Below are 12,539 nucleotides of genomic sequence, written 5' to 3'. Positions count from 1 at the left end.
GTCAGGAAGCATTTAGGACCGATTGGGTCCTAGTTTCGCGGCATCATGGGAACCATGAACGACACACCTGCCCGACTGCTGCGCCTGCTGTCCCTGTTGCAGACACCGCGTGAATGGCCGGGCAGCGAACTCGCCACCCGGCTCGGGGTCACCGATCGCACGGTCCGGCGCGATATCGACCGGCTGCGCGACCTCGGCTACCCGGTGGAGGCCACGCTCGGGGTCGCCGGCGGCTACCGGCTGGCGGCGGGCGCGGCACTGCCCCCGCTGCTGCTCGACGACGAGGAAGCCGTGGCCATCGCGGTCGGCCTGCGCGCGGCCGCCGGACAGGCCGTGGCCGGCATCGAGGAGGCCTCGGTGCGCGCCCTCGCCAAACTGGAACAGGTACTGCCGCAGAAACTTCGGCGGCGCGTGCGCGTGATCGGGGCCGCCACCACCACCTTCGGCGGCGATGGCCCGGTCGCGGATCCGGAGGTGCTCGCCACCCTGGCCGCCACCGTCACCAATCGCGAGCGGGTCCGCTTCACCTACCGCGATGCCGCCGGAACCGAGACCCGGCGCAATATCGAACCCAATGGCCTCGCCACCGCACATCGGCGCTGGTACCTGGTCGGATTCGATATGGATCGCGAGGCCTGGCGCAGTTTCCGAATAGACCGCGTCGAGAAGCCGCAGCCGACCGGCGCACGATTCACACCCCGCGAATTGCCCGCCGTGGATGCCGCGGCCTATGTGATGGGTGACCGAACCGATTGGGGCACACCGCCTTATCGGGTCGATATCACCATCCACGCCCCGGCGTATCGGATCAGCGGGCGACTCGGCGAGACTCCCGGTGCGCTCGACGCCTCGCAGGATCGAAGCTGCCGACTTCGGGAGGAACGCGATGACGACCCGGAATGGCTTGCCACGCGGCTGATTTCGCTGAACATACCGTTCGAGGTGCGCGATTCCCCCGAACTCGAGGCGCGGCTGCGCGCGGCGGCCGACCGGATAGCGCGGGCGGTGTCGAATTCGACCGGGAAATCGGAATAGCGCTGCGGATAGCCGAATTCGGAGCGAACTTCGCGTATCCGGCGGTGTGGGGAACGGCGCATATGCGACGAAAGGGTTTCGCTTATCGACCGCCCCCGGTACCTTCGTCAGCAAATCTCGGGCTCCGCGCAGCCCGCAATCGCTAGGGGCACCACCATGGCTATAACCAAGACCATTGCGCCAGTGCTACTCAGCCTCACCGCTGCGGTCGCACTGTCCGCCGCCGGACTACCGGCCACCGCGACCGCCGAACCCGCACCAGCGCAACCACTCCAGATCAACGGCACCGACCACGGCGTCGGCTATCAGGTCGCGCTCACCGACGACAAGCGCGCCACCGTCAGCACCCTGCAGGCCGGACGCTTCCTGGCGACCTGGGACGGCGAAGCCGTCATCGCCACCGACGACGGCGGCCGCGTACTCGCCACCATCCCCCTGAAATACGACATCGCCGGTAAGAACCTGGAATTCACCCCGGTCATCGGCGCGGACCACCGGAGCCTGACCCTCACCCCCGTCGCCGAATCCCCCACCCCGCTGCGGAATATCGACGCCCAACAGCGTTTCTTCGAGGTGGTACAGGCCAATATGCCGACGGTCCTGCAGGGTGCGGCCATCGGGGCGGCCATCGGCTTCCTGCTGGGCTTCCCCGCCGGTCTCTTCGTCTTCGACATCATCACCGCCCCCATCGGCGCGGTGGTCGGCGGCCTCGTCGGCGCGGCCATCGGCCTCCAGCAGGGCGGCGGGCAGCAGGCGGTGGACGCCGCCCTCGACTACGCCAACTCCATCGTCCCGGGTGCGTCCCAGACCTTCGGCCCGGCCTTCGAGGCCCTCCCCGCACCGCAACAGGGCAACTGACCCCGCTACTCCAGGAACCTCGCGCCCACGACCGCCATACTGTTATCGGTGTAATACCAGTCGCCGTTCATCGGCATCGACAGCTGGAATTGCACGGTATGACCGGTCGCGGGCCCGGAGGTGATGGCCCACAGCGTATTCGGCAATCCGGTCGCCGTGCTGACACTCCCATCCGACCACGTGAACGTCGCCGCGGTCGTGACACCGAAAGTGTTCCAAGGCAATTCGCCACTGAACCGCCCCGATACGATCCCGGGCAGCAGCGGACTCGAGCACTCCCACAGCTCCGCCGTGCGCCGCACGCTCTGCCCCGCGCTCCCGGTTCCCGGCACCCGATTCGAGGTGAGCACAGTGCCCTTCGAACAGCCGCCGAGCCCGTCCCCCGGGGCCGCGGCAGCCGTCCCGGCTACCGATGCGGACAGCAGCGCGGCACCGAGCAGCACCGCGTGAACACGCCGAAACGCTCGCACGCCAACCCCTCTCGCTGCGGAATCTCCAAGTCCAGGCAATCAGCAGCGTACTCGCCGCGATCCCCCGCGTGATCGAAAAGCACGAGGTGAGAGGCCCGGAAATACAAAAGGCCCCCGCTCCGAAACGGAGCGGGGGCCGAATGCTGTTGTCCAGCTAAGACTTAGCGGTAATCGCTGAAGCCGTAGTCGTCCAGCGGAACCGCGGCACCGGTGGTGGTGCCGAAGCCGTCCGGGCTGTAGTAGGTGTCGTCGTAGGACGGCACCGCGTACGCGGCCTGGCGAGCTTCCTCGGTGGGCTGCACCTGGATGTTGCGGTAGCGGTTGATACCGGTACCGGCCGGGATCAACTTACCGATGATCACGTTCTCCTTCAGGCCGATCAGCTTGTCGGAGCGGCAGTTGATCGCCGCGTCCGTCAAGACACGAGTCGTCTCCTGGAAGGAGGCCGCCGACAGCCACGAATCGGTGGCCAGCGACGCCTTGGTGATACCCATCAGCACCGGACGGCCGGAAGCCGGCTCGGCACCCTCGGACACCACGCGGCGGTTCGAGTTCTCGAACTCGGCGCGCTCGACGAGCGAACCGGGCAGGAACTCGGTCGCACCCGAATCGATGATGGTCACGCGACGCAGCATCTGGCGAACGATGACCTCGATGTGCTTGTCGTGGATCGACACACCCTGCGAGCGGTAGACCTCCTGGACCTCGTGGACCAGGTGGATCTGCACCTGACGGGGGCCCATCACGCGCAGCACCTCGTGCGGATCCGCGGAGCCCTCCAGCAGCTGCTGGCCGACCTCCACATGATCGCCGTCGGCGAGCAGACGCTCGGAACCGTCGTCATGCTTGAACACGCGCAGACGCTGACGCTTCGAGAGCTTGTCGTACAAGACCTCTTCCGAACCGTCGTCCGGAATGATCGTGATCTTGTAGAAGCGATCGTCGTCCTCGAGCCGCACGCGACCCGAGACCTCCGCGATGGGCGCCTTGCCCTTGGGCACACGAGCTTCGAAGAGCTCCTGCACTCGGGGCAGACCACCCGTGATGTCGTCACCCGCGACACCACCCTGGTGGAAGGTACGCATGGTCAGCTGGGTACCCGGCTCACCGATGGACTGGGCCGCGACGATACCGACGGCCTCGCCGATATCGACGAGCTTGCCGGTGGCCATCGAACGGCCGTAGCAGGTCGCACACACGCCGGTGCCGGTGGTGCAGGTCAGCACGGAGCGGACCTTCACCTCGGTGATACCGGCGTCGAGCAGCGTCTCGAGGGCCGGGTCGCCGAGATCGTGACCCTTCTCGATGATGACGTTGCCCTTGGCGTCGAGCGCGTCGGTGGCCAGCGTACGAGCGAAGGTGCTGGTCTCGACGTGCGCGTCACGGATGAGCGAGCCGTCGGCCTGCCGCTCCGCGATCGGCACCACGATGCCGCGTTCGGTGCCACAGTCGGTCTCGCGCACGATGACGTCCTGCGACACGTCCACCAGACGACGGGTCAGGTAACCCGAGTCGGCGGTACGAAGCGCGGTGTCGGCCAGACCCTTTCGCGCACCGTGGGTGTTGATGAAGTACTCCAGAACCGTCAGACCCTCACGGAAGGAGGACTTGATCGGCTGCGGGATGAACTCACCCTTCGGGTTCGTCACCAGGCCCTTCATACCCGCGAGGGTACGAGTCTGGGTGAAGTTACCCGTGGCGCCCGAGTCGACGATCGTGATGATCGGGTTATCGGACGGGTAGTGCGCGCGCAGCGCCTTACCGACCTCTTCGGTGGCTTCCTGCCAGATCTTGACCAGGGCGTTGTTGCGCTCCTGGTGGTCCAAAGCACCACGCTGGTACTTCTTCTCGATCTGATCGGCCTGCGCGTCGTAACGCGCCATGATCTCCGCCTTCTCCGGCGGAACGAGCACGTCCGACATGGAGACGGTGACACCGGAACGAGTCGCCCAGTAGAAGCCCGCGTCCTTCAGCTTGTCGACGGTCTGCGCCACGACAATCATCGGGTAACGCTCGGCGAGATCGTTGATGATCGCCGCCTGACGCTTCTTCGGCATCGGCTCGTCGATGTACGCGTAATCCGCGGGGAGCAGCTCGTTGAAGACCACGCGACCCAGGGTCGTCTTCGCGGTCCACGCGTCGCCACGCTGCCAGCCGTTCGGGAACAGCTCGGCCTCGATCTCCTTCGGCGGACGCTGCGTGGTCAGGCGGACCTTGATCAGCGAACGCACGGTGAGCTCACCACGGTCGACGGCCATCTGCGCCTCAGCCGGCGAGGAGTACACGCCGAACTCGGCGGAATCCTTTGCGGCCGAACGGTACTCGCCCTTCGCGCCCTCTTCGAGGCGAGTCAGGTAGTACAGACCGGTCACCATGTCCAGTCGCGGCATGGCGAGCGGACGACCCGAGGCGGGCGACAGGATGTTGTTCGAGGACAGCATCAGGATGCGAGCCTCGGCCTGCGCCTCCGCGGACAGCGGCAGGTGCACGGCCATCTGGTCACCGTCGAAGTCGGCGTTGAACGCCTCACACACGAGCGGGTGCAGCTGGATGGCCTTACCTTCGACCAGCAGCGGCTCGAAGGCCTGGATACCCAGGCGGTGCAGGGTGGGCGCACGGTTCAGCAGCACCGGGTGCTCGGAGATGACCTCTTCCAGGACATCCCACACCTGAGCGCGCTGACGCTCGACCATCCGCTTGGCGGACTTGATGTTCTGCGCGTGATTGAGATCCACCAGACGCTTCATGACGAACGGCTTGAACAGCTCGAGCGCCATCAGCTTCGGCAGACCACACTGGTGCAGCTTGAGCTGCGGACCGACCACGATGACCGAACGGCCGGAGTAGTCGACACGCTTACCGAGCAGGTTCTGACGGAAACGACCCTGCTTGCCCTTGAGCAGATCGCTCAGGGACTTCAGCGGGCGGTTACCCGGACCGGTGACCGGACGGCCACGACGGCCGTTGTCGAACAGCGCGTCAACGGACTCCTGAAGCATGCGCTTCTCGTTGTTGACGATGATCTCCGGCGCACCCAGATCGATCAGTCGCTTCAACCGGTTGTTGCGGTTGATGACGCGACGGTACAGATCGTTCAGGTCGGAGGTCGCGAAGCGGCCACCATCGAGCTGCACCATCGGGCGCAGCTCCGGCGGGATCACCGGAACGGCGTCCAGGACCATGCCCATCGGCGAATTGCCGTTGGTCTGGAACGCGGCGACGACCTTCAGACGCTTCAACGCGCGAAGCTTCTTCTGGCCCTTGCCGGTACGGATGATCTCGCGCAGGTTCTCGGCCTCGGCCGGGATGTCGAAGTTCTCCATCAGCTTCTGGATGGCTTCCGCACCCATGGCGCCGGTGAAGTACTCGCCGTAGCGGTCCTGCAGCTCGCGGTAGATGACCTCGTCGATGATCAGCTGCTTCACCGAAAGCTTGGTGAAGGTGGTCCAGATCTCGTCGAGACGGTCCAGCTCACGCTGGGCGCGGTCGCGCAGCTGACGCATTTCGCGCTCGCCGCCGTCCTTCACCTTGCGGCGCACGTCGGACTTGGCGCCCTCGGCCTCGAGCTCGGCGATATCCGCCTCGAGCTTCTGGGCGCGGGCCTCGAGATCGGCGTCGCGCTGGTCGGCGACGTTCTTCTTCTCGACCTCCATCTCGGCTTCGAGGGTGGAGAGTTCGTTGTGCCGCAGTTCGTCGTCGACGCCCACGATCACGTAGGCGGCGAAGTAGATGATCTTTTCCAGATCCTTCGGCGCCAGGTCGAGCAGGTAGCCCAGACGCGACGGGACACCCTTGAAGTACCAGATGTGCGTAACCGGCGCGGCCAGTTCGATATGGCCCATCCGCTCACGGCGCACCTTGGCGCGAGTCACCTCGACACCACAGCGCTCGCAGATGATGCCCTTGAAGCGGACGCGCTTGTACTTACCGCAGTAGCACTCCCAGTCCCGGGTGGGACCGAAGATCTTCTCGCAGAAGAGGCCATCCTTCTCGGGCTTCAGCGTGCGGTAATTGATGGTCTCCGGCTTCTTCACCTCGCCGAACGACCACTGGCGAATGTCTTCAGCGGAAGCCAGGCCGATCCGGAGTTCATCGAAGAAGTTGACGTCTAGCACGTAACTTCCTTTCCCCTGTTCGGGTTGAGTATGAGCAAAAGTCGCTAAATCCGTTGCCTGGGAGCGCTTTTCGCAATGCGCTCAGAGCGCTCCCAGACCGATCGCTCTTACTGCGCCAGGTCGTCGACCGTCGCAGCCTCGTTGCGGGACAGGTTGATGCCCAGGTTCGCCGCGGCGCGCTCCAGGTCCTCATCATCGCCATCGCGCATTTCGATCGCGGCGCCGTCCGAGGACAGCACCTCGACGTTCAGGCACAGCGACTGCAGTTCCTTGAGCAGAACCTTGAACGACTCCGGAATACCCGGCTCCGGGATGTTCTCGCCCTTGACGATCGCCTCGTAAACCTTCACGCGGCCAACGACATCGTCGGACTTGATGGTGAGCAGTTCCTGCAGGGTGTAGGCGGCGCCGTACGCCTGCATCGCCCAGCACTCCATTTCACCGAAGCGCTGACCACCGAACTGGGCCTTACCACCGAGGGGCTGCTGCGTGATCATCGAGTACGGACCCGTCGAACGCGCGTGGATCTTGTCATCCACCAGGTGGTGCAGCTTCAGGATGTACATGTAGCCGACCGAGACCGGGTACGGGAACGGCTCGCCGGAGCGGCCGTCCAGCAGCACCGCCTTGCCGTTGTCGTCGATCATCTTCTCGCCGTCGCGGTTCGGCAGCGTCGAGGCCAGCAGACCCGTCAGCTCCTCCTCGCGCGCACCGTCGAATACCGGTGTGGCGATATTGGTGTCGGCTTCCTGACCCAGCATCTCCTCGGGCAGGCGCTTGGCCCACTCCGGCTCACCCTCGACCTGCCAGCCGGTCTTGGCGATGTAACCCAGATGGGTTTCCAGCACCTGACCGATGTTCATACGACGCGGCACACCGTGCGTGTTCAGGATGATGTCGACCGGGGTTCCGTCCGGCAGGAAGGGCATATCCTCCTGCGGCAGGATCTTGCCGATGACACCCTTGTTGCCGTGGCGACCGGCGAGCTTGTCGCCGTCCTGGATCTTGCGCTTCTGTGCAACGTAGACGCGGACCAGTTCATTCACGCCGGGGGGCAGATCGTCGTCATCGTCACGCGAGAACACGCGGACGCCGATGACCTTGCCGGACTCACCGTGCGGCACCTTGAGCGAGGTATCGCGAACTTCGCGAGCCTTCTCACCGAAGATGGCGCGCAGCAGGCGCTCTTCCGGGGTCAGCTCGGTTTCACCCTTGGGGGTGACCTTGCCGACCAGGATGTCGCCGTCACGAACCTCGGCGCCGATGCGGACGATGCCGCGCTCGTCGAGATCCGCGAGGACCTCGTCGGAGACGTTCGGGATATCCCGGGTGATCTCCTCCGCGCCCAGCTTGGTGTCGCGAGCGTCGATTTCGTGCTCCTCGATGTGAATCGAGGTGAGCACGTCATCCTCCACGAGGCGCTGCGACAGGATGATCGCGTCCTCGTAGTTGTGGCCTTCCCACGGCATGATCGCCACGAGCAGGTTCTTGCCGAGCGCCATCTCACCGTTCTCGGTGCACGGACCATCGGCGAGCACATGCCCGGCTTCCACGCGGGTGCCCTCGTCCACGATCGGACGCTGGTTGGCGCAGGTGCCCTGGTTGGAGCGCTCGAACTTGCGCATGCGGTACGAGCGGCGGGTGCCGTCGTCATGCATGACGGTGATGAAGTCGGCCGAAACCTCTTCCACCACACCGGCCTTCTGGTTCACGACCACGTCACCGGCATCGACGGCGGCGCGCAGCTCCATACCGGTGCCGACCAGCGGCGACTCGGAACGGATCAGCGGCACGGCCTGACGCTGCATGTTCGCGCCCATCAGGGCACGGTTGGCGTCGTCGTGCTCGAGGAACGGAATCATGGCGGTCGCGACCGACACCATCTGGCGCGGCGAGACATCCATGTAGTCGACTTCTTGCGCGCCGACGTATTCCATTTCCTCGTTGCCGTGGCGGGCGAGGACGCGCGCCTCGAGGAAGTTGCCGTCCGCGTCGACCGGCGAGTTCGCCTGGGCGCGGATGTGGCGGTCTTCCTCGTCCGCGGTGAGGTACTTGACCTCATCGGTGACGCGGCCGTTCTCGACCTTGCGGTACGGGGTCTCGATGAAACCGAACGGGTTGACCCGCGCGTACACCGACAGCGAACCGATCAGGCCGATGTTCGGGCCTTCCGGGGTCTCGATCGGGCACATGCGGCCGTAGTGCGACGGGTGGACGTCACGGACTTCCAGGCCGGCGCGCTCACGGGACAGACCACCCGGGCCCAGCGCCGACAGACGACGCTTGTGGGTCAGACCCGAGAGCGGGTTGTTCTGGTCCATGAACTGCGACAGCTGGGAGGTTCCGAAGAACTCCTTGATCGCGGCCACCACGGGACGGATGTTGATCAGGGTCTGCGGCGTGATCGCCTCGACGTCCTGAGTCGTCATACGCTCGCGGACGACGCGTTCCATACGGGACAGGCCGACGCGGATCTGGTTCTGGATCAGCTCGCCGACGGTACGCAGACGACGGTTGCCGAAGTGGTCGATGTCATCGACGCCGACCGGAACCTCGGAGCCGCCGGGGGCGGTCATCAGGCGATCGCCCTGGTGCAGACGGACCAGGTATTCGATCGTCGCGACGATGTCTTCCTTGGTCAGCGTCGAACCGGTGACCGGCTGGTCCAGGTTCAGGCCGAGCTTCTTGTTGATCTTGTAGCGACCGACGCGCGCCAGGTCGTAGCGCTTCTCCTTGAAGAACAGGTTCTCCAGCAGGGTCTGCGCGGACTCCTTGGTCGGCGGCTCGCCCGGACGCAGCTTGCGGTAGATATCCAGCAGCGCCTCGTCCTGGCCCGGAGTGCTGTCCTTCTCCAGGGTGGACATCATGATCTCGGAGAAGCCGAAGCGCTCCACGATCTCTTCGGCGGTCAGGCCGAGCGCCTTCAGCAGCACGGTGACCGGCTGGCGACGCTTGCGGTCGATACGCACACCGACGGTGTCGCGCTTGTCGACGTCGAATTCCAGCCACGCGCCACGCGAGGGGATGACGCGCACGGAGTGCAGCGTCTTCTCGGTGGACTTGTCGATGGAATCGTCGAAGTACACGCCCGGCGAACGCACCAGCTGCGAGACGACAACACGCTCGGTGCCGTTGATGATGAACGTGCCCTTGTCGGTCATCATCGGGAAATCACCCATGAAGACCGTCTGAGACTTGATCTCACCGGTGTTGTTGTTGATGAACTCCGCGGTCACGAAGAGCGGCGCCGCGTAGGTCATGTCCTTGTCCTTGCACTCCTCGATGGAGGCCTTGACCTCTTCGAAGCGCGGGTCGGAGAAGGACAGCGACATGGAACCGGAGAAGTCCTCGATCGGAGAGAGCTCCTCGAGCACCTCCTCGAGCCCGCCGAAGGGGTTGACGTCGCCTCGGGCGACTGCCTTTTCCCGCCAAGTCGGTGCACCGACCAGCCAGGCGAACGAATCGGTTTGTAGATCGAGAAGACCCGGAACCTCGAGGGGCTCACGAATCTTCGCGAAAGACACCCGCTTCGGGGCTCCGGGAATACCGGCCTTGGTCTGGGTGGAGACTGCCAAGATGCGTCCTTCCAGCACCTCACGCGCGTCGCGTGGTGGTCCGCGACCGTCGCTTGTCTGCTACGAATTCCGCTGGTGACGACCCAACCGAAACCGAGGCAGCAAACAGCGGAAGTAACACCGGAAGGTGGAACTTTCGTCGATGCGATCAAGGTATGGACAGGAGGCAGCCAGCGCAACGTCCAAAACTACACCCAAACCTACGGGGGTGTCAAAGTACCACCCGTGGCGAGCCCCGGAGGGCTAACGCGCCGAAGCGTGTCGCGGTGGTGACCACACCGCATCCCTGCGGTATGAAGACCACGTCGCGGCCGGATCGAACACCGCTACCGCGATGAGATCGGTGCCGCATAGAGGCGGTGCCAAACCTTCTGCCGACCGGGCTCGGTGTCCGCTGGCTGCGTTCCTCGAGCTCCTCGCCGGCGTCTTGTCCCCTGTGACAGCCGCCGCTGTTGTGAATAGCGTGACGGGTCGGACGAAACTCGTCAAGTGGCGCGAGAAGTTGACAAACCGCGAGATCCCCTGCCCCAGTACAAGATCACCCGGCTACGTCGCGCAATGCGCCCGGAAACGGCGCGACGGCCCCCGGAAATCGGGGGCCGTCGCCGGGTATGTCATGTCCGGTCACCGGATACCACCGCCCACCGGCGGATTCACCGAATGCGGCGGGGTCAGCGGTCGGCTATCTCCGCGGCGAGCCATTTATCGCCGACCTTCTGCATGCGCAGCACGATCGGGCCCGCGGCCAGGGGCTGCGGCTTGCCGTCCTTGATGGCGGCGATATTCAGGTTGACCAGCAGTTCCGCGTGGTCGCCGGTGAGAAGGGTCACGCCGATCGGGTCGGCGGTGGCCTTGGTATCGGTCTGGGTCTGCTTGATGGCGTCGATACCGGTGTCCAGGAGCTTGTCCTTGTCGAACTCCTCGAGCATCTTGCCGGTCATGACCGCGCGGGCGGTATCGCGGAACTTGTCGATGTCCTTGGCGTTGTAGCCGTAGATCGTGGTGAGGGCATTGCGCGCGGCGGCCTTCACCTCGTCGGTCGAGGAGTTGTCGACGTAGGCCCGGTTGCCGTCGTCCACACCCGGTTTCAGGGCCCCCACGATGGCCAGGGCGGCCAGCAGGACCGCCGCGGTGCCGCAGATGATCGCGAGCCGCCAGTTGCGCCAGAAATCGCCCGGACGGGCCGGTGGGCGCTTCGCGGACGCGGACTGGGTCTTCGAGAGGCTGGGGCCACGCTGGGACGCGACGGAGCGTCCGGTGGCGCGGGTGCCGCCACCCGGCGTGGACGATGCCGCGCCACGGGTGGAACCCGTTGTGCCGCGCGATGATTCGGTCTTCTGGACGTCGGCGGCGGTGGTGCGGTTGCCGCTGCCGCGCTGGGCGGCGGGGCGGCGCTTGGAGCTGACGCGATTGACGGGGCGTCGATTGGCCATGATCGCGGTCTCCTAGTTGCCCGGCTGCGGGGCCGGGGTGGTCGGGTCGGCCGGGGCCTGCTGGGCGGGGGCGCTGCCGCCGATCGATACCGGATCGGCCACCGCCTCGACCTGATCGGCCTTCCAGACCCCGTCCTTCAGCACGACGTCCACCGACCAGGTGTAGCGCAGGCGGCCGGTGGGCTTACCCGCCCCGGATTCGGTGACCTCCAGCACGACCAGCGCACCGGCCTGATCCCGTTCGGAATTGAGCTCGGTGAGCGCGCCGCCGACCACCTTGGAGGTGGTGTTCACATTGGAATCGGTGGCGGTCTTCTTGATCTGGGCCTCGTTCTTGGTGGAGGCGTCCAGCAGATCGCCGGTCATCGACGAGCGGGCCAGTGCCAGCGAGCCGTCGATATCGGTGAGGTTCATGGAGGTGATGTTGATGGCGGCCTGCTGTGCGGCCGCCAGGGCGGCGTCGCGGGCATCGGCGCGCGGCTTGTCCCGCAGCAGTCCGCCGACGATCCAGGTGCCGCCGAACCAGGCCGCGGCGACGGCCGCGACGGCCAGCAGCGCGATGGACGCGAGGGTGACGACCCGACGCGGGGTACTCGTCTCGGCCGCAGCCGAATTCGCTACCGGCGCGTCGGATTTCTTTGCCGCGGAAGCGTTTTCGCCCTTGTCCCGAGCCTTGTCACTCGATACCGCGGCATCCGGGTCGGCCTTGTCGAGGGCGACGGTGGCGTCGGCGGCAGCCGAGTCGACGGGTGCGTCCGTCGGCGCCGAGCCAGCTGGGGAGTCGGTCTCCAGGGTCGGGTCGGCCGGGGTTCCGGTCGGGTCGCCGGGGCGTTCCTCCTGGTTGCTGTCCTTTTGCTGGCTCACGCCGCCACCATACTTTCCTCTCCGCGCCGAACCACGTCGGCTATGCGCATTTCCACGCCTGAGGCGTGGGGCCGCGGGGGGGGTGGGGCCCCCCCCGGGCGGGGGGGCGGGCGCGCCGCGGGGCCGCCGGCGCCGCCCCTGGCCCCCCCGGGGGGGCGCCGAGGAGGGGGGGGCGGTGGGGTGGGGCCC

At 65.9% G+C, this 12,539-nt stretch carries 7 protein-coding genes; 2 read left to right on the top strand and 5 right to left on the bottom strand.

Annotated elements, in window-relative coordinates; all coding sequences use genetic code 11:
- Window positions 1-54 precede the first annotated feature (54 nt).
- Window positions 55-1,035: a helix-turn-helix transcriptional regulator gene (locus ACFVUS_RS31445; RefSeq protein WP_387774809.1), complete on the top strand. Its 981-nt coding sequence runs from the start codon at window positions 55-57 to the stop codon at window positions 1,033-1,035.
- A 156-nt stretch (window positions 1,036-1,191) separates the two neighbouring features.
- Window positions 1,192-1,893, top strand: coding sequence for a hypothetical protein (locus tag ACFVUS_RS31440; RefSeq protein ID WP_387774806.1), 702 nt, complete (start codon window positions 1,192-1,194; stop codon window positions 1,891-1,893).
- A gap of 5 nt (window positions 1,894-1,898) precedes the next feature.
- Here ACFVUS_RS31440 and ACFVUS_RS31435 read toward each other — a convergent pair whose 3' ends face one another.
- The 5 genes from ACFVUS_RS31435 to ACFVUS_RS31415 form a co-directional block, all read right to left on the bottom strand.
- A complete protein-coding gene (locus tag ACFVUS_RS31435) occupies window positions 1,899-2,363 on the bottom strand; it encodes a hypothetical protein (RefSeq protein WP_387774803.1) in 465 nt (154 codons plus the stop codon).
- Between the two features lie 161 nt (window positions 2,364-2,524).
- Window positions 2,525-6,478: a DNA-directed RNA polymerase subunit beta' gene (locus ACFVUS_RS31430; RefSeq protein ID WP_387774800.1), complete on the bottom strand. Its 3,954-nt coding sequence runs from the start codon at window positions 6,476-6,478 to the stop codon at window positions 2,525-2,527.
- A gap of 107 nt (window positions 6,479-6,585) precedes the next feature.
- Window positions 6,586-10,071 (bottom strand): DNA-directed RNA polymerase subunit beta, encoded by a 3,486-nt coding sequence (locus ACFVUS_RS31425; protein ID WP_387774797.1) that lies wholly within the window; start codon window positions 10,069-10,071, stop codon window positions 6,586-6,588.
- Between the two features lie 653 nt (window positions 10,072-10,724).
- Window positions 10,725-11,486: a hypothetical protein gene (locus tag ACFVUS_RS31420; RefSeq protein WP_387774794.1), complete on the bottom strand. Its 762-nt coding sequence runs from the start codon at window positions 11,484-11,486 to the stop codon at window positions 10,725-10,727.
- A 12-nt stretch (window positions 11,487-11,498) separates the two neighbouring features.
- Window positions 11,499-12,350: a hypothetical protein gene (locus ACFVUS_RS31415; RefSeq protein WP_387774791.1), complete on the bottom strand. Its 852-nt coding sequence runs from the start codon at window positions 12,348-12,350 to the stop codon at window positions 11,499-11,501.
- Between the last annotated feature and the right edge of the window lie 189 nt (window positions 12,351-12,539).

The organism is Nocardia sp. NPDC058058 (assembly GCF_042885355.1).
Taxonomy (GTDB): Bacteria; Actinomycetota; Actinomycetes; order Mycobacteriales; family Mycobacteriaceae; genus Nocardia.
The sequence above is the reverse complement of the archived record's forward strand: the minus strand, read 5'-3'. Positions and strand labels throughout refer to the sequence as shown.